At 38.6% G+C, this 19,029-nt stretch carries 14 protein-coding genes and 1 tRNA gene; 14 read left to right on the top strand and 1 reads right to left on the bottom strand.

The window, feature by feature from the left end:
- Positions 1 to 309 precede the first annotated feature (309 nt).
- The 7 genes from A5844_RS08565 (at position 310) to A5844_RS08535 (ending at position 5,963) form a co-directional block, all read left to right on the top strand.
- On the top strand, positions 310 to 744 hold the full coding sequence (locus tag A5844_RS08565) for a YwiB family protein (protein WP_086284783.1): 435 nt from the start codon (positions 310 to 312) through the stop codon (positions 742 to 744).
- 75 nt (positions 745 to 819) lie between these two features.
- Positions 820 to 1,428: a DNA-directed RNA polymerase subunit delta gene (gene rpoE / locus A5844_RS08560; protein ID WP_086284782.1), complete on the top strand. Its 609-nt coding sequence runs from the start codon at positions 820 to 822 to the stop codon at positions 1,426 to 1,428.
- A gap of 277 nt (positions 1,429 to 1,705) precedes the next feature.
- Entirely contained in the window at positions 1,706 to 2,329 is a 624-nt protein-coding gene (locus A5844_RS08555; RefSeq protein WP_244610836.1) for a hypothetical protein, read from the top strand.
- Between the two features lie 40 nt (positions 2,330 to 2,369).
- The gene (locus tag A5844_RS08550) at positions 2,370 to 2,603 is read left to right on the top strand and encodes a hypothetical protein (protein ID WP_086284781.1); all 234 of its coding nucleotides are present in this window, start codon (positions 2,370 to 2,372) and stop codon (positions 2,601 to 2,603) included.
- A 367-nt stretch (positions 2,604 to 2,970) separates the two neighbouring features.
- Positions 2,971 to 3,399 carry a hypothetical protein gene (locus A5844_RS08545; protein WP_244610837.1) on the top strand — a complete coding sequence of 143 codons (429 nt, stop codon included), beginning with the start codon at positions 2,971 to 2,973 and terminating at the stop codon, positions 3,397 to 3,399.
- 187 nt (positions 3,400 to 3,586) lie between these two features.
- On the top strand, positions 3,587 to 4,888 hold the full coding sequence (locus A5844_RS08540; protein ID WP_086284779.1) for a Sapep family Mn(2+)-dependent dipeptidase: 1,302 nt from the start codon (positions 3,587 to 3,589) through the stop codon (positions 4,886 to 4,888).
- A 127-nt stretch (positions 4,889 to 5,015) separates the two neighbouring features.
- On the top strand, positions 5,016 to 5,963 hold the full coding sequence (locus tag A5844_RS08535) for a glycosylasparaginase (protein WP_086284778.1): 948 nt from the start codon (positions 5,016 to 5,018) through the stop codon (positions 5,961 to 5,963).
- 296 nt (positions 5,964 to 6,259) lie between these two features.
- Here A5844_RS08535 and A5844_RS08530 read toward each other — a convergent pair.
- Positions 6,260 to 6,331: transfer RNA gene (locus A5844_RS08530), tRNA-Arg, on the bottom strand.
- 59 nt (positions 6,332 to 6,390) lie between these two features.
- Here A5844_RS08530 and rpoN point away from each other — a divergent pair.
- From rpoN to A5844_RS08495, 7 genes are all read left to right on the top strand, one after another.
- A complete protein-coding gene (rpoN, locus tag A5844_RS08525; protein ID WP_086284777.1) occupies positions 6,391 to 7,719 on the top strand; it encodes an RNA polymerase factor sigma-54 in 1,329 nt (442 codons plus the stop codon).
- Positions 7,720 to 7,927: 208 nt separating this feature from the next.
- The gene (locus A5844_RS08520) at positions 7,928 to 8,965 is read left to right on the top strand and encodes a sugar-binding transcriptional regulator (RefSeq protein ID WP_086284776.1); all 1,038 of its coding nucleotides are present in this window, start codon (positions 7,928 to 7,930) and stop codon (positions 8,963 to 8,965) included.
- A gap of 38 nt (positions 8,966 to 9,003) precedes the next feature.
- On the top strand, positions 9,004 to 10,005 hold the full coding sequence (gene gap / locus A5844_RS08515) for a type I glyceraldehyde-3-phosphate dehydrogenase (RefSeq protein ID WP_086284775.1): 1,002 nt from the start codon (positions 9,004 to 9,006) through the stop codon (positions 10,003 to 10,005).
- A gap of 106 nt (positions 10,006 to 10,111) precedes the next feature.
- Positions 10,112 to 11,302: a phosphoglycerate kinase gene (locus tag A5844_RS08510; RefSeq protein ID WP_086284774.1), complete on the top strand. Its 1,191-nt coding sequence runs from the start codon at positions 10,112 to 10,114 to the stop codon at positions 11,300 to 11,302.
- A 97-nt stretch (positions 11,303 to 11,399) separates the two neighbouring features.
- Positions 11,400 to 12,155 (top strand): triose-phosphate isomerase, encoded by a 756-nt coding sequence (gene tpiA / locus A5844_RS08505; protein WP_086284773.1) that lies wholly within the window; start codon positions 11,400 to 11,402, stop codon positions 12,153 to 12,155.
- 115 nt (positions 12,156 to 12,270) lie between these two features.
- The gene (eno, locus tag A5844_RS08500; RefSeq protein WP_086284772.1) at positions 12,271 to 13,569 is read left to right on the top strand and encodes a phosphopyruvate hydratase; all 1,299 of its coding nucleotides are present in this window, start codon (positions 12,271 to 12,273) and stop codon (positions 13,567 to 13,569) included.
- Positions 13,570 to 14,061: 492 nt separating this feature from the next.
- On the top strand, positions 14,062 to 19,029 hold a 4,968-nt coding region (locus A5844_RS08495), incomplete at its 3' end, for a hypothetical protein (RefSeq protein ID WP_218776173.1).

Here is a 19,029-nt window from a genome sequence, read left to right as displayed (position 1 = left end):
TGAGGAACCATTTTCTATTTTTCCTCCTTATGCCTCAGTGTAGAACGCTTCTTTCACGACCTCTATAAACGGTGTTCAAGAAGGTGATCTTCGGCACTAAGCCTAAAAATCGTAAAATATGAAGAACTATTTTTCGATTTTTTGTCTTACTGCTCAGATCAGCCCCCTTCTTTCACGACCTCTTTGTTTATTATACTCTAATTATCAAAAGATGATATGAAAAAAATTGATTGTTTCCTATACAAGTTGGTTGACAAATGGGTAGAAACTGGGAACAATGTACCTATGAGAAATAAAGGAGAATGAATGATGGAACGATCACAAGGAGTACCGATTTCGATACAATTACGAACAAAGGTGACACAACAAGGTGAACACCAAGATTTTTATTTTGATTTAAAAGGTCAGATGGTCAAGATTGGAGATACCTTATACATACGTTATAAAGAGATCCAAGAAGAGCTGGCTGATGTTCCAGTAACGATCAAGATCTTGCCTGATGGAAATGTCCAATTGATCCGAGCTGGTGAGATGCGTATGCGCTTGAAGTTTGCTTATCGTGAAAGATTAGAGACGAGTTATCGCACTCCTTATGGCATGATCCAAGTGGATACATTTACGAAGAAATTACACGTCAGTTTAAAAGATCGCCCAACTGCTGGAAAAGTGATGATCGACTATGATTTGTTTATGGGGCTTGAAAAAATCGGCGAATATGAGTTAAGGTTAGATTTTACTGCATAAATCGCAAAGAAACGTTTGATTTTTCACCCGTGATTTTGTATGATAAGGAGTAGACTGTGAAAGGACGTGTCCTGATTGGAAATTAGTGTATTTGAAGGTGCAAACAAAAGCGAATTATCAATGATCGAAGTCGCACACGCGATCTTAGAACAGCGTGGTGACGTCATGGACTTCTCTGATTTAGCCAATGAGATTCAAACTTATCTTGGAAAATCAGATAGTGACATTCGTGATTCACTCGCACAATTTTATACTGACTTAAATATTGACGGTAGCTTTATTTCATTAGGCGACAATCGCTGGGGCTTGCGTTCATGGTATGCCATCGATTCAATCGATGAAGAAGTCAACCATGGAATCGATGAAGAGGATGAAGATACACCTCGTCGACGCAAACGTAAAAAAGTGAATGCCTTTATCAATGATGACGAAGATGCAATCGACTATAATGATGATGATCCTGAAGATACTGATTTGGCTGATGAAGACGATGATGATCTTTTTGAAGATGATGATGACGATGATGAAGAAATCGCAGCATATAATTCTGACCTACAAGAAATAGGAGCAGATGCTGGTGATGATGAAGAAGAATTGCCTGGTAACATCGAAGAGGATCTAAGTATCATCGAAGACGATGACGAAGAGGAAGAATTCGAAGAAGAAGACTTCCCTGAAGAATAAACAATCGTGCGAAAAACTGTAGACATTCCTAAAAAAAGGAAAGTCTACAGTTTTTTTGTCGAGTCGTAAAATGTTTCTGGGATAATAGAAAGAAATTTGGATAGATAAGAACGATTTTGACAAATCAAAATAAAAAAAAGTAATAATTGCGTGTTATGTTATCCTTGTTAAATATTTTATGTATAGGCGTGAATAACAATTGCAAAATCGTTTTATCGCTGATATTATTATATAAGTAATCGTTAACAATTACAAAAAATAAAAGGAGAAAATTGTTATGATGTCAAAAACCTTTAAATTCGTTTGTTATTTATTGGCTTTGGTTGCTTTTGCTATTCCTTCTAGTGTCTCAGCGGTTGGGCAGAATTTTTCTGAGGAAAGTATTAATACATCCGAGAGCCAATTAATTGTTTCAGATGTATTAACTTATGAACAAATGATCAAAGAAATCGCCTATGATTATGGTATCTCTGAAGAACAAGCTCAGAATCAAATCGGGTATACAGAGGATATGGCGCAAAAGGCTATTCAAGAGAAAGCGACTTTCAGGACTTTATCTCAAATGTTTACAGTAAATACAAGTTATAAACCGACCATGCGGTTTTATTGTGAAACAAGTGAAAGTGGAAGCTTTAGAGCGATAAAAAAAATCTTAGAAGTTAACATGATCCGTGGATATAATGGGCTGTCAAAACAATTTACAGGTAACGTTTATGTGAATTTAGAAGATGCAAATCGGATCTTTTACATTGTAAATGGTGATTTTTATAATAATGGTACTACCTCATGGAATGCAGGCGTAAGTATCGGAGTAGGAGGTTCGGCTACTGTAAAATTTGGTATAAGTGGCGCAAGTAGCCATTATCAATACAGATATGTTGAAAGTCGGATTGTTTTTTAAGAAATAAAAAATATACCAATAAATGGACAAAGGAGAAAAAATGGTTAAATCGATTTTGAAATTTTCTGTCAATTTTATTGCGGGGATTAGCTTGTTCCTGCTTCCAAGAATCGTATCGGTTTCTCTTGGCGAAAATGGACTATTTGGGGAAAGCTTTATCGTAGAATATATTGGTTCATTAACGATATATGCTTTAACTATTCTTTTTTTAGCTAGATCCATTAATCAATTGATTGAGGCAGAGATCGGGCATTCTACTGCTAAAGAAAATTGAATATGGAATTGTAGACGAAAGTATTGAATTTTGAATAAGTAAGAGAGTGTGGGACAAACACCCATGAGAGGCACCACAGCCCTCATGGGTATTTATTCCAGCCTTTTTTATTACTATTTTTAAATTGATTTTGTAAAAAAAAAGTGAACGGAAAGAGGAATAATAGTTGTGCAAAAAAATTGATAGATATTAGAGAGCAAATGGTAGCAGATAAGAAACGATTCAGGTGTAAAGAAGGGGGCTACTGTGTAAAAATATAAACGTTTGTGTCATATTTTTTATTTGAAAATATAAAAAAATATGGATGGAGGACAGCTTTTATTTATTCAATTTCTTACTTTTGGGTTAGTATAAGGATATACAAAATATGAAGGAGACGATCATGATGCTAGACGACAAATTAAAATGCCCAAAATGTCAGACGAAATTTTATTATAATGAAGTAACTAATGTAGTCCATCATCGAAAAAAAGAAATGCCGATTCGCTGCCCAGAGTGTCATTATGTGGTCAAGAAGAAATTATCTCATGGTTATTTTGTTTCCTATAATGAAGAAGTTTTTGAAAATGACCGTTTTGACTTGGAAAAAGAACCGCTACCAGAACAATATAAAAATATCAAAACTGGAGCAATCATCAGTTCGGAGGATTATCAACGGATGATCGAAGAAAATGATCGACTAATGGATATGCCAATGAATTCTGAGTTGATGGGTGCTGCAAATATGATACTTGAAAATGAAGAATTGAATAATACAAATAATTATGAAGATTATGTTCCTTACCATGGAGAGTAGTTCTGAAAAAAGAACTTGAGGATAAGTCAGTGAGCTGACTGTCCTCTTTTTTTTGTGAAAAATAAAAAGTGTATCAGGACGTCTAACCATGAGGCTATACTTAGTTAAGGGGTTCTTTTATTTAATACATTATTTGTTTCTTAATGGTTCAACGGGTGTAGAAATGTCAAAATAAAGAGGTAGGAATATGGAAGTAATCGAACGAATGATCGATAAACATTGGGAAGAGTATTTGGTATTTCTTCAAGAAATCATGCGGATAGCTAGTGTGAAAGACAAGCCAGAGCAACATGCACCGTATGGAGAAAATCCAAGAAAAGCGTTAGAGGTAGTTCTATTGAAAGGAGCTGAATATGGATTTAAGATAAAAGTGATTGATGATGCGATTGGCTATGTTCAATGGGGAGAAGATGATGACCATTATATCGGTGTGATCGGTCATCTAGATGTGGTACCTGCAGGATCAGGCTGGGATTATCCACCGTTTGATCTAACTGAAAAAGATGGACGGTTTTATGGTCGTGGGATCTTGGATAATAAAGGACCCATCATTAGCTGCTTTTATGGACTGATATTATTAAAAAAAATGGGGTTTACTCCTTCAAAAACGATCCGCATCATTTTTGGAACGGATGAGGAAAGTGGGATGTCTGATATTTCTTATTATTTACAAAAAGAAAAACCACCCATATTTGGGTTTACACCGGATTGTAAATATCCAGTAGTTTATGGTGAACGGGGCGTTGTTAACGTGATCATTCATTTTCCTCTAAGTGAACATGAGCTTGTCCAGATTAGTTATTTCAATGGGGATCAACACCGAGATCATGTGCCTGATCAGATAAGTGTCAGGATTCATGGGATTTGTTATGAAGCAGTGGGAAATCGATCTCCTAGTAATGCCCCAGAACTAGGAGAAAATGCTATCACACTGTTAGCAAAAGAATTAAAAGAAGTTCAAACGTTGTCCTCTCATTTAAGAAATTGTTTCTACTGGATCTATCAGGGGTTTCATCACAAACATGGTGGCGAAGGTGTCAATCTTTCTTTAGCAGATGAAGATTCAGGAAAACTTTTATTAACACCTGTAAGCTTACAAAAGGAAAAGAGAGGGTTAGCATTGGAAATTGCTGTGCGTTATCCGGTGTCATTTACAGAAAAAGAGATCCTCACAAGGTTTAAACAGAACTTGCCACAGGAGGCGACACTTTCGATTTTTCGCAGTCTTCCAAGTATCTGTCGAAAAAAAGATTTACCAGAAATTCAATTATTGTCAGAAATTTATCGAGAGATAACTGGAAATGATCCTACACCCGTTACTACAACCGGTGCAACCTATGCACGAAAGATCCCTAATGTTTTTGCATTTGGTCCTTCTTTTCCAGGACAAAGAGGTATTGCGCATAACAAAAATGAATATATGACTGTAGCAGATCTTCGGATGAATTTAGAAATTTATTTAAGAAGTATCAAAGCGTTAATCGAATAATCATTTTAAGAGCCTTATAAAAAACTAGAAGAATTTATAAGCAACGATCAATTAGTAAAATCTAAAATAAGCTATACTAAAAACGAGATATGCAAACGCTATTATTACGTTGTAGGAGGATATGAATGTGTGGGGAATGATTGCAACATGGCGAATGGCCTATGAAGGGATTTTAGCCGCAAAAGAGCAACTGGAAATAAATGGAACATGTGGAGATGCGGTGGAGACATCTATTCGATGGGTAGAAGATTACCCGTTCTATAAATCAGTCGGTTACGGAGGGCTTCCCAATGAACGGGGAATCGTTGAAATGGATGCTGCTTTCATGGATGGGAACACATTTAAAATCGGAGCGGTGGCTGGCATCGTTGATATCACTAACCCGATTTCTGTAGCAAGAAAATTAAGTGAGGAAAGATTTAATAGTTTTAGAGTAGGTGAAGGAGCAACAGAATATGCCATGTTGGCTGGTTTTGAACGAAAAAACATGTTGACTGATCGAGCAAAGAAGATTTGGGAAAAACGTTTGAGAGAAATGGCTCGGACGAATATCAGTCCTTATGATGGGCATGATACGGTGGGAGTGATTTCGTTAGATATGCATCAGGAGATGGCTGCTGGAACCTCTAGTTCGGGTTTGTTTATGAAGAAACATGGTAGAGTGGGGGATTCCCCGTTAGCTGGATCGGGGTTTTATGTAGATAGTCAGATTGGTGGTGCGGTAGCTACAGGTTTAGGAGAAGATTTGATGAAAGGCTGTTTGTCTTATGAAATCGTTCGTTTGATGGGGGAAGGATTGGAGGTGCAACAAGCATGCGATCGAGCAGTTTATCCATTCAATGACTTACTGAAACAACGTGCTGGTAAAGTTGGAGCTTTTTCCTTAGTTGCCATGGATAAAGATGGGAATTGGGGAGCCGCAACGAATGTAGAGTTCACTTTCAGTGTAGCGACAGCAAATGAGCAACCAGCCATTTATCTAGCAAATCCAGGACCAAACCATACGACAATCATTCAACCAATCACGCAAGAATGGTTAGATGCTTATGAGAAACGTATCCAAGCACCTGTTTGATATCAGCAATCATGAGAATCATTCGCTTTTGTGTTACAGAAATCGACAGGCGAGAACTTTTTTCGTCATTGGTTTACATTCAAACAAGCTAAAGTAGGTGCTGCTCTTTTGGGCTGACACTGGCGGTAGCCTTTCTAAAAAGTAGTTCAAGAAATAAGACGGAGAATCCCAAAATAGGACCACTATTTTCGGATTCTCCGTCTTATTTTGTAAAGTAAGTATTTCCTACTTTACTTATTCTTTGCTTAGAAATTTTAAAAGCAAAAATTTCACAAATATGCTAATATAGCAATAGACGCGTCCTGAGGGAATCGAACCCCCGTCTCAAGAACCGGAATCTTACGTGATATCCACTACACTAAGGACGCAAACACAAGAACAATTGTATCGGAAGCAAAAATAAATTACAAGGGGATTGGACAAAAAAATGAAATTTGAACAAAATTTTTCTCAAAAACAACAACAAACACAAAAACTAGCCATGACACAGCAGTTACAACAGTCCATCCAAGTCTTGCAATACAATAGTGAAGAGCTGTTAGCTTTTGTTGAAAATCAAGCATTGGAAAACCCCTTAGTAGAAGTGATCGAACCTGATTGGCAGCCTGATTATCAAAAACGAACGACTAATTATGAAGGAGAAGAAAGTAGCTATTTAAATCAGATACCTGATACAAATGCTTCTCTTTTTGAATCATTGATTGAACAAGTACATTTAAATTATCGTGACACTTTCTTACGTAAGTTAGTATTTTATTTGATCGAATACATCGATTTAAACGGATTTTTGACGATTAGTTTAAAAGAGGCTCAGCAACAGACAAATGCGACGCCTATACAAATGTTAGATGCGCTCACGTTATTGCAACAATTAGAACCAGCAGGAGTGGGCGCTCGGACTTTACAAGAGTGTTTGATGCTTCAGACCGAGCGGGACGATTTTGCCCCAGAGCTTGCATACATCGTTTTAGAAGAATGGTTTGACCAACTCGTGGATCGAAAATGGAAAGAAATCGCTCAGCATTTTTCAGTGGACCTAAGTGAAATCCAAAAGATCTTTGATTATATCCAAAACCTTAGCCCAAGTCCGGGAAGAATCTTTGATCACAACAATGGCTTATACATTATTCCAGATGTAAAAGTAGTGGTAAAAGATGGTGAGGTCCAAGTTTTTTCTAATCGAGGAAATCAACCGAATGTTCGCTTTCAAGAAGCATATTTTACTCAAATGCAAAAAAAAGCGGATAATGAAACGAAAGCTTATTTAAAAGAACGAAAACAAGAATTTGAGTGGTTACAAAAGACAATTTTGCAACGGGGAGATACTATCTTGCGAGTCGCTCAAGTAATCGTATCTCATCAAAAAGAATTCTTCACAGACGAGAAACGCCCAATCAAACCGCTGACTTTAAAAGAGGTCGCTCAAGAGATCAATGTTCATGAGTCAACAGTCAGTAGAGCAGTCAATGGGAAATATTTAGAGACAGAAATGGGTGTCTTTGAATTGAAAAAATTTTTCACTACGAGAATTCAACAAACAACGACTACCCACACAGAAGATTTATCTGCAGATACAGCGAAAAAGAAAGTGAAAGAGTTGGTAGATCAAGAAGATAAAAGCAAACCATTGTCGGATCAAAAACTAGTGGAATTGTTGAAAAAAGAAGAAATTGTGATTTCTCGAAGAACAGTTGCGAAATATCGAGACTTGTTAGGAATCCCGAGTTCATCGAAAAGAAAACGTTATGATAAATAAAATGATGGAAAACTAGAAAAATCTAAGCGATTTTTTCTAGTTTTTTTAGTTGATAAAATCCAAATAAACTGTTAGACTAACACATGTGAGGTTGAGATTTTCCTATAAGGATAGCTTTGATGTTGGAAAGTCCGATTTCTTTTTTTAGGGCACATGGGTCGTTTTAAGTCTACATTGGACGAAAATCGTCCAACTAAGGAGATCGCTTATGTTAGATGAATTAAAACTGATTGAAACTGTTGCACCGGATATTATCGATGTTTTACAAGAGCGATATAAGATTTTACGAAATATTTACTGGATGCAACCAATTGGTCGTCGAAGTTTGTCAGAAAGCATGGGCATCACAGAACGTGTCTTACGAACAGAAACGGATTTATTAAAACACTTGAGTTTGATTGATACCTCTAAAAGCGGCATGACGCTGACGAAAAAAGGCGAAGAAGTCTATCAAAGTCTCGAAGGCTTTATGGATCAGCTTTTAGGAATGCACCAGATCGAAACATCACTGGCAAAGTATTTCGGGAATCAGCGCTGTATCGTCGTATCAGGAAACAGTGAAGAGCAGTCGAAAGTGGCTGATGCTTTTGGTGAAGCTGTAGATGAGGCTTTGAATCTATTACTTCCAGAAGGTGATAATATTATCGCCGTTATGGGAGGGACAACGATGGCCATCGTTGCAGAGCAACTGACCAGTTTGGAAAGTAGTAAACGGCATAATCTATTTGTCCCAGCAAGAGGTGGGATCGGTGAAGCTGTAACTGTCCAAGCCAATTCAGTCAGTGCGAGAATGGCGGCCAAAGCAAATGGAAAACATCGTGCTTTATATGTTCCTGAACAATTAAGCTTGGCTACGTATAATTCTTTACTCAATGAACCGTCGATCCAAGAAGTGTTAAACTTGATTAGTCAGGCAAATTGTGTTATTCATAGTATTGGACGGGCATTGCATATGGCAGCACGTCGAAAGATGAACGAAGAAGAATTGATTATGCTGAAACAAGCCAATGCCGTTGCGGAATCATTCGGATATTTCTTCAATGAAAAAGGAGAAGTCGTTTATAAAGTCCCAAGAATCGGTATCGAATTAAAAGACCTAGCAAAGGTTCCAGTCATTCTTGCAGTAGCAGGGGGACGGTCCAAAGCAAAGGCGATTCGAGCTTATATGAAAAATGCACCAAAACAAACGTGGCTCATCACAGATGAAGCTGCTGCAAATGAGATTTTAAAAGGGGTATCCCTTTAAAATAAATTTTTATGATTTTCATAAGGAGGAAATCTTAAATGACAGTTAAAGTAGGTATTAATGGTTTTGGACGTATTGGACGTCTAGCATTCCGTCGTATTCAAGATGTACAAGGAATCGAAGTAGTAGCAATCAACGATTTGACAGATGCTAAAATGTTGGCACACTTGTTAAAATACGATACAACTCAAGGACGTTTCAACGGAACAGTTGAAGTTCACGAAGGTTCATTCAACGTAAACGGAAAAGAAGTAAAAGTATTAGCTAACCGTAACCCTGAAGAATTACCTTGGGGCGAACTAGGCGTAGACATCGTTCTAGAATGTACTGGATTCTTCACTTCAAAATCAGCTGCTGAAAAACATTTAACAGCTGGTGCAAAACGTGTAGTTATCTCAGCTCCTGGTGGAAACGATGTACCAACAATCGTTTACAACACAAACCATGAAACATTAACTGGTAAAGAAACAGTTATCTCTGGTGCTTCATGTACAACTAACTGTTTAGCTCCTATGGCTAAAACATTGAACGACAAATTTGGTGTTGTTGAAGGATTAATGACAACTATCCACGCTTACACAGGTGACCAAATGACTCTAGACGGACCTCATCCTAAAGGTGACTTCCGCCGTGCACGCGCTGCTGCTGCAAACATCGTTCCTAACTCAACAGGTGCTGCTAAAGCAATCGGTTTAGTAATCCCTGAATTGAACGGTAAATTAGACGGAGCTGCTCAACGTGTTCCTGTAGCAACTGGTTCATTAACTGAATTAGTAACAGTTCTTGAAAAAGAAGTTACTGTTGATGAAATCAATGCAGCAATGAAAGAAGCTTCAAACGAATCTTATGGTTACAACACAGACGAAATCGTTTCTTCTGATATCGTTGGTATGACTTACGGTTCATTGTTTGATGCAACTCAAACAAAAGTAATGACAGTTGGCGACAAACAATTAGTTAAAACTGTTGCTTGGTACGACAACGAAATGTCTTACACTGCACAATTAGTACGTACTTTAGAATACTTCGCTAACTTATAAGATAAAAACGTACAAGTGTAATCTATATCCATGTACACTTAAAAGCGGGGAAGCAATCGCGCTTCTCCGCTTTTTTTGATAAGAAGCTTATTTAGGAGGAAATCAAATGGCTAAGAAAACAGTCAAAGATATTGATTTAAAAGATAAAAAAGTCCTTGTCCGTGTTGACTTTAATGTTCCTTTGAAAGACGGCGTGATCACTGATGATACACGTATCAAAGCAGCTTTACCAACAATTAATTATGTATTAGAGCAAGGCGGAAAAGCGATTCTTTTCTCTCACCTTGGACGTGTGAAAACTGAAGAAGACAAAGAAGGAAAATCTTTAGCACCAGTGGCAAAACGTTTAGGCGAATTGCTAGGTAAAGAAGTGACTTTCGTACCTGAAACACGTGGTTCAGAATTAGAAGCAGCGATTGCCGACATGAAAGATGGCGATGTAGTTGTTTTTGAAAACACTCGTTTTGAAGATATTGACGGTAAAAAAGAAAGCAAAAATGATCCTGAACTAGGAAAATATTGGGCTTCTTTAGGTGATGTATTTGTGAATGATGCATTTGGTACAGCTCACCGTGCACATGCTTCTAACGTAGGTATTGCTTCAACAGGTATTCCAACAGTCGCTGGCTTCTTGATGGATAAAGAAATCAAATTTATCGGCGAAGCAGTAGAAGAACCAAAACGCCCTATGGTTGCAATCTTAGGTGGCGCAAAAGTTTCTGATAAAATCGGTGTCATTGAAAACTTAATCCCTAAAGCAGACAAAATCTTGATCGGTGGCGGGATGACTTACACATTCTACGAAGCAAAAGGAATCAAAATCGGTAACTCTCTAGTAGAAGCTGACAAAGTTCAACTAGCGAAAGAATTGATCGAAAAAGCTGGCGACAAATTAGTTTTACCAATCGACAACGTTTGTGCTCCAGAATTTTCAAATGACGTAGAAACACAAGTGATCGAAGGCGATATTCCTGATGGTTTGATGGCATTAGATATCGGACCTGCTTCTGTTAAATTATTTGCAGATACATTGCAAGGTGCGAAAACAGTTGTATGGAATGGCCCAATGGGTGTATTTGAAATGAGCAACTTCGCTAAAGGAACAATTGGTGTTTGTGAAGCAATCGCTAACCTTGAAGGTGCAACTACAATCATCGGTGGTGGCGATTCAGCAGCTGCAGCAGAACAACTAGGCTTTGCTGATAAATTCACTCACATCTCAACTGGTGGCGGTGCTAGCTTAGAATTGCTTGAAGGTAAAGAATTACCTGGTTTAGCCGCAATCAACGACAAATAAGCTTAGTCATCAATCAACGCCCAAAACAAAGTATAAAGAGGAACAGATCTTAGAGGTCTAAACTCCTCTTTTATTCAAAAAAGGAGTGCATAAAAGCATGCGTAAACCAATTATCGCTGGTAACTGGAAAATGAATAAAACAGCTTCAGAAGCAAAAGACTTTGCAGAAGCAGTTAAAAACAATATCCCTTCAAATGACAAAGTAGATTCAGTCATTGGATCTCCTGCTTTATTCTTACAAGAATTAAAAGCATCAGCTGAAGGAACAGAGTTGAAAATTGCAGCTCAAAATTGCTACTGGGAAAATTCAGGAGCCTTCACAGGGGAAACTTCACCTGCAGCTTTAGCAGACTTAGGTGTAGACTATGTGATCATCGGTCACTCTGAACGTCGTGAGTATTTCCATGAAACAGATGAAGACATCAATAAAAAAGCTAAAGCAATCTTCTCAAATGGCATGATTCCAATCCTATGCTGTGGTGAGTCTTTAGAAACTTATGAAGCAGGCAAAACTGCAGAATGGATCGAAGGACAAATCACTGCTGGACTTGAAGGTTTAACAGATGGCCAAGTAAGCAACATGGTGATTGCTTATGAACCAATCTGGGCAATTGGTACAGGTAAATCAGCAGATGCTCAAATCGCTGATGAAATCTGTGGCGTTGTACGTCAAACAGTTGAAAAACTTTATGGAAAAGAAGTTTCAGATGCTGTCCGTATCCAATACGGTGGTTCTGTAAAACCTGAAAACATCGCTGAATATATGGCAAAAGAAAACGTTGACGGAGCATTAGTCGGCGGGGCCAGCTTAGAAGCTGAATCATTCTTAGCTTTATTAGATGCTGTAAAATAATTATTGGAAATTTGTGAAAAATGCAAGAAATGTTTGCACTAATCCACAAAATTAACTAAAATCGTATATGAGGGAAATCCCTTAGGAAAAAACAAACTCAAAGGAGAGACAAAACATGTCAATTATTACTGATGTTTACGCTCGCGAGATTCTAGACTCACGTGGTAACCCAACAATCGAAGTAGAAGTATACACAGAAAGCGGCGCATTTGGCCGTGGAATGGTTCCTTCAGGTGCTTCAACTGGTGAATATGAAGCAGTTGAATTACGTGACGGAGATAAAGCTCGTTATGGCGGTAAAGGTGTAACTAAAGCTGTCGACAACGTAAACAACATCATTGCTGAAGCAATCATTGGCTACGATGTACGTGACCAAATGGCTATCGACAAAGCTATGATCGCTTTAGATGGAACTCCTAATAAAGGTAAATTAGGTGCGAACGCAATTTTAGGCGTTTCAATCGCTGTTGCGCGTGCTGCTGCTGACTACCTAGAAGTACCTTTATACCACTACCTAGGCGGATTCAACACAAAAGTATTGCCAACTCCAATGATGAACATCATCAACGGTGGATCACATGCGGATAACTCAATCGACTTCCAAGAATTCATGATCATGCCTGTTGGCGCTCCAACATTCAAAGAAGCACTACGTATGGGTGCGGAAGTATTCCATGCTTTAGCAGCTATCTTGAAATCTCGTGGATTAGCAACTTCTGTTGGTGACGAAGGTGGATTTGCTCCTAACCTTGGTTCAAACGAAGAAGGTTTCGAAGTAATCATCGAAGCTATCGAAAAAGCTGGCTATGTTCCTGGTAAAGACGTTGTTCTTGCAATGGATGCTGCTTCTTCAGAATTCTATGACAAAGAAAAAGGTGTTTACGTACTAGCTGACTCAGGCGAAGGCGAAAAAACAACTGACGAAATGATCAAATTCTACGAAGAATTAGTTTCTAAATACCCAATCATCTCAATCGAAGATGGATTAGATGAAAATGACTGGGATGGATTCAAGAAATTGACTGAAGTTCTAGGCGACAAAGTTCAATTAGTTGGTGACGACTTGTTCGTAACTAATACTCAAAAATTATCTGAAGGTATTGAAAAAGGAATCGCAAACTCAATCCTTATCAAGGTTAACCAAATCGGTACTTTGACTGAAACTTTCGAAGCAATCGAAATGGCCAAAGAAGCTGGCTACACTGCAGTAGTTTCTCACCGTTCTGGTGAAACAGAAGATTCAACAATTTCTGACATTGCTGTTGCAACTAATGCTGGTCAAATCAAAACTGGTTCTCTATCACGTACTGACCGTATTGCTAAATACAATCAATTACTACGTATCGAAGACCAACTTGGTGAAGTTGCAGAATACAAAGGTTTGAAATCTTTCTACAACTTGAAAAACAAATAAATCTTTTTGAAGATTATTAAAAGTGGTCGATAACCGACCTCTCAGACTGTAGAAAAAAGGAGCTGGCTTAATTGCTAGCTCCTTTTTGTTAGTCTTTGTACAAATTTGAAATAAAAAGCCATAGGCTTTTTTGTTTTCTATAGCCATGTGACTTATTCAATAATCAAGATTTCTATGAATTTGAAGATGGAAAACGATACAACGTTTCTCCGCTAGAAATGTTTTCTGGAGTCGATGAGAAAGGATACAAACTAGCTAAGAAGGCAATAGATATCAGACTTGAGTTCTAAATAATTGTATATTTATAACAGCACGTACAAAACTGTAATCTATCAGTTAAAACTCTTGATAAGTCAGGAGTTTTATTTTTTAGTGTATTTTTGGAAGTTTGTATTATATGCTATAAAAAAGGGGGAGGTTAGGAGGTGCTTTTTGTTTATTACATACGAATAAACCATCTATATCATTAATTTCAATGAAGGAGTGAAAGAGATGCCATACCCCTATCAAGTAAAGATCCAATACAAATCAAAAAAGTCCAAGCAATCAAATAAGTTGCAACTACCACAAAAAGCCTTTAGAAAAACAAATGGACAATATTACAACAAACGCAATGACGAGAATCGACCAGGAGATGAACAAAGGATTTTAAATAATGTCGCAAAAGGAGCAAGTCACACGTTAAGATGGTTAATATCTAATGGGGCTTTGACGTTTACTGAAGCAGTTTATCTATTAAGTATTCTTGAGAATTTTCTACCCGTAGATCCTCCCGAACAACATCCGATTGTTAAAAAAGACTCGCCAGCGTTGGAAGTCACTACTCGGATTGATGTGAGAAGAGATGGGAATCAGACAAGAATTCATTCCTTTGTTTCCACCTCCACCATCAATCCAGCCCGAATCCATTCCTTGAATGCCAACCATACGGCGTCTCATTCGACCCCATCGCTTACCCTGCCGTTTGTCAATGGCACGCTTTCTTACGGCAATCAAACGTTTGCCAATGCGACAGCCACGAATCTACCACCGTACGTTGACCTCGCGGAGATGATGCATGAACGAAGTCTTTCGTTGCACCAATGGATTCATGAGATTTATCAAGGAATCAATTGTACGACCACGAGAAGGACGGATCAGGTAAACACACAGATCGTCACAGGAGAAAGTGTGGAACAAACGAGATTGACCACTATTTGCCAAGAAGCGACTACACGATCGAATGCGCAAAATGATCCAAAGAAACAAGAGAGGGAGAATTCTACACATCCTTCTCACCATAAGAATGTTTCAACAACTCAAGGCTCTCCTTATTTTTCTGCACAAGAGTCGGCTCAAAAACTAAGTGAAGCCATCCAAACCGCCTTTGAAACCAAATATAATGCCACAACAGAGACCTCCACGAATGTACATAGTCAAATCCCAGACACGTTTTGGAAGGGATTAACGGATCGTTTTTACCAGATTTTTCACCAATACGAGAATACGAGCTATACCCAGGAACAAAAAGACGCAAGTGGCGGATCGGTGTTTTCGCAGTTTGTGAATTTATTGTTACAAACTTTTTCGCTAGATTGGGGAGAAGAGCTACCTAGTGATTTCCAGTTAGAAAAGAATCAAAAGAGACCAATGAGGGCGTATCTCACGAAAGACTCGCCATTCAAGCCTTCACAAAAAAAATCGGAGAAGGAAAAACAAGCACAGGATCATCAAGAAACAGCGTCAGAGGTAGTGACAGAAACACCACCAGAAGGTGCATCTATACTGTCTCCTGAAAAAGTGAGTTTCTTCACACAACTTTTGGATCTGGCAGAAGATTTTTGTGGAAAAGTAGTAAGCTTTGATATCTTTCCACAATTTGGGGCAGAAGCAATGCCCCTTCCTGTGAGTACTGAAACGTCTCTCGAAGACAGTCTAGTGAATGCGACAGCCATTCCTACGAAAGCACTTGGATCAAATGTGACACAAGCTGTAGAAATCGACACTACTCATGAGATCAATGAAAAAATCCAAGCATTTTTGCGTGAAAATAGAGTTGGCCCATCAAAGGAAGTGGTTCAAGAAGAACAGGAAACACCTCTTCCAACGTGGAATAAGGAACAAAAAGAGAATATTCGTAAAAAGTTGGTTGATTTTTTCACGGAAAAAGGAATTGCTTGTCAAGAATCTAATGCCAATGACCTCATAGCGACAGTCGGTGAGTGGGTACTCCTTGAAGGTGCAACGCAACCAACATTGGATATGGTGAAAGTGAAACAAATCGCAAAACTGATCTTGGAAATGAGCGAAGAGACAGTGATCTCAGAGGAACAAGCCGGCCTGACGGTCGGGTCATGGATCTATGAAACATTGAAAGACAACCAACCTGTGGCTTTAGATTTTGTCGCAGAAACGACTAAACAACCAGAAGGAACAAGTACGCCCCAACCCACAAGTACAGACAACAAAAAAAATAAAGTTGAAACTGATGGGGTGCAATGGCGTGACCCCAATGTGCGAAAACAAGTGGAAACATTTTTTCAAGAGAAGAAATTATTACCAAATCAGCCAACCAAAGAAGAATTATTGATTGCTATGGGAAAACGGATCACTCAAGAAGAAAATGACACATTAGTCTTCAATCATAAAAGGATTCAACCATTGGCGAAAGTAATCTTGAAAGCATTGAAATTCAAAGATGGAAAAAATAAGGAGAAGATCTCGAACAAAGATGCCGAATTAACGATCATGAAATGGGCCTTTGAAACGATATTAGGAAGTTCGATTGAGGCTTACATGGTCAAAACGCTAGTGTCAGCCCCTGATGTGGATCAATTTACCATGGGCCGTTTGAGAGATCTATTTACCGTTAAAAACTTGGAAAAAGAGGGATTGATTCAGTTAGATGGCTCTACTCTTTCTCAAAAACAGAAGAGATTCTTTGATAAATTATGGAACTTTTTTCTACAGAAAGAGCTGCCTAATTATTTTTTAGATAGTAGTGGCTTAGCGGATGATTTATTGATTTCTGATTATCAATCGTTGATGCAGCTGACAGGATCGAAAATTTTAAAAGAGGGTGGGTACCCACAGTCATTCAGTCAAGAGGATAGTCGGTTGATGGGGCAACATTTTTGGGAAACAATCCTTGAAAAAGGTGTGACCAGCTATGAGGAATTCCGTCAGCTTCTAATGCCTTCTTTGCTTGCGGTCGCCCAGCTGGAACCAGATCTATTACGAGAAGCATTGGCTAAGGGCACCTATAAAGAAGTGGCGATCAGCACTTTCATTGGATATCAAAAAGAAGGTTATTATAAGCTAGTCGAACATCAAGAACTCCTCAATCGTTTGTATCAAGCCTATCAAGAAGCCTTTCTTCAATGGCGTCGAAAAGAGGCTTTAGCCACGATTGTGGCACAGACTTGTCGTGACAAAGGTTCTCGCATGGGTTTTCATGGGATCAAACAAAATTATCTTACAGGTTCAGTAAATCCTTGTCCTGACATTGTCTGGATTCCAGAGAAATTAGAAACTAGGTATACTAAGTTGACGAAAAACGTCTCAGAGACGCATTTTCCATTGGATAAAAAACTGGTAGAGTTTGCACTAAATGCGTTCGATAAAAAGGAACGAGCGTTTATTTTCTCAGAAGGAATTGATCTATATGTGGCAAATGCTGAGTTGAATAATGAAAGTGACTATGAGGTTAAAGTGCCAGTCATAAATGGTGCTTTTGGGATTAATCAGGTGCTTTCTATGAGGAAGAAACAGTACACGATTCTAAATCTAGACAAAACTGATCTGTTTGTAGCGGACAATGGAAAGGAAAAACGTTGGTATGCCCTGAAGCAATTGGATGAGGAAGGAGGCTATCGTTTTTATCGTGTCGATCAAGATCCTCTGTTATACCTCAAATTTGGGTTGTTTGATCAGAAAAACCTTTGGAAAAATGGATATAAGAAAGAAGGAAATGAGATTCGGATCGGGAATAAACTTTTTACGTTTTCTACTCGTGTGAATTGGAATGAAAAATTATCCCATGGGGTTGAGACAACGCCATTCATTGAAGTACTTAGTCGTAAACATAGTGATCAACTGTATCAACAATTGTACGAATCGGGAGATGACAAAGCAGATATTCAAAAGATTTTGGAGGTCACCAAGCATTTTATTCCTTTTTATGATTGTGTAACAGGGATCATTAATCAAAACACGGAAGAAGCAATTGTTTCGTGTACGATTGATGCCATCCTTATGATTCCGGTACTCGGTCAAGTCACTGCCCTCAATATGAAATTCGCATTAGGTGCGGCTCGAGCGTTTGCTAGGGGGGGGATCCGCAATGTGATCAGAAGCAGTAAGAGTTTCCTACCAACGGTGGCCGAGACCAGAAGACTTGCGCGAACTTTTGCACAAACGCTTGACCCAGGATTTGAGACCGTTGTAGGTGGAGGACGATGGGTCATTAGAAAAGTAGTGAAGTTTAAAAATGAACTTCGTGTGGGTAAAAAAACGAAAGAAATGTTAGAAAGAGTCGAAGCGTGGGAGAAGGCACAAAAAGCATGGGAGAAATCAATCGAGATCGTTCAGTTGAATGGTCTGGAAGTGCCAGCGAGAAAAGTGGCTGATCCTTTGTATATGCGAGTGACGAATCTAGAGACGGCGGAAGTATTTGGCGGCTTATTTATGAAAAGAGGCAATCACTTAGAACCCTATAGACCCGCCACATTTACGACCAAACAACTAAAATTGATCAACCTCTTGGAAGTGAAGCTAGGTAAAGATCAAGTATTTGTCGTGGAAGTTAATTCAAATCCTCAAGCCTATGGCACAGGGAAGGTCACAACTGTCGCAAAAGAAGGAGAACAGACGAAACGTTTTATTGAAATGAAGGGGAAGTTGATTGAGGTGACCATGACAGCCATCAAAGAGCACGGGATCCGATTAGATGTTTATGCACATCATGCAGGGGAAATTTTACCAGTGAACTTTAACGGGGTGGAATGGTATTTTGAAGAAGCAACGTCTCCTTTCATATCAAAATCCATAGAGAAAGAAATCGCTGGGATGTTGGATCAGTTTGAAACACGAAAAAATCCAAGTGGTCTTTCTGCGCCAGATGAAAAAGGGAGGATGTGGGATGAATCAGGCAGATCCTACATCAAGATCAATGAGCATTACATTCCGTTGATCGTACTGGATAAAGATGGCAATCGGTATCATTTAGTGAAAAAGGATTCCAATGAATCCATGACCATCTTAAAATTTGATGAAAAAAGAGGCAAGTTTCGTTTTGAGACAGATTTGGAAAGAGCCAAGGTGGAGGCAATCGAAAAGACAAGCAAGGAAGAAAACTCCCCTAAGTTAGAGGTTTTACAGCATAAAAGAAAACTAAAAAAAACGGGTACCACTCTAGGGACATCAAGAGTGTCGAAAGGAGAGACACCGGGCACCTCAGGGACATCAAGAGTGTCGAAAGGA

Source organism: Candidatus Enterococcus wittei (genome assembly GCF_002140175.1).
Classification (GTDB): Bacteria; Bacillota; Bacilli; order Lactobacillales; family Enterococcaceae; genus Enterococcus_B; species Enterococcus_B wittei.
Note: the sequence above shows the minus strand (reverse complement) of the source record. Positions and strands in the feature narration are given on the sequence as shown.

Excerpts from the sequence above, each read along its gene's own strand:
- A5844_RS08555 (WP_244610836.1), top strand. The coding sequence starts at position 1,706 with ATGATGTCAAAAACCTTTAAATTCGTTTGTTATTTATTGGCTTTGGTT.
- rpoN (WP_086284777.1), top strand. The coding sequence starts at position 6,391 with ATGAAATTTGAACAAAATTTTTCTCAAAAACAACAACAAACACAAAAA.
- gap (WP_086284775.1), top strand. The coding sequence starts at position 9,004 with ATGACAGTTAAAGTAGGTATTAATGGTTTTGGACGTATTGGACGTCTA.
- A5844_RS08550 (WP_086284781.1), top strand. The coding sequence starts at position 2,370 with ATGGTTAAATCGATTTTGAAATTTTCTGTCAATTTTATTGCGGGGATT.
- A5844_RS08510 (WP_086284774.1), top strand. The coding sequence starts at position 10,112 with ATGGCTAAGAAAACAGTCAAAGATATTGATTTAAAAGATAAAAAAGTC.
- eno (WP_086284772.1), top strand. The coding sequence starts at position 12,271 with ATGTCAATTATTACTGATGTTTACGCTCGCGAGATTCTAGACTCACGT.
- tpiA (WP_086284773.1), top strand. The coding sequence starts at position 11,400 with ATGCGTAAACCAATTATCGCTGGTAACTGGAAAATGAATAAAACAGCT.
- A5844_RS08540 (WP_086284779.1), top strand. The coding sequence starts at position 3,587 with ATGGAAGTAATCGAACGAATGATCGATAAACATTGGGAAGAGTATTTG.
- A5844_RS08565 (WP_086284783.1), top strand. The coding sequence starts at position 310 with ATGGAACGATCACAAGGAGTACCGATTTCGATACAATTACGAACAAAG.
- A5844_RS08520 (WP_086284776.1), top strand. The coding sequence starts at position 7,928 with ATGTTAGATGAATTAAAACTGATTGAAACTGTTGCACCGGATATTATC.
- A5844_RS08545 (WP_244610837.1), top strand. The coding sequence starts at position 2,971 with ATGAAGGAGACGATCATGATGCTAGACGACAAATTAAAATGCCCAAAA.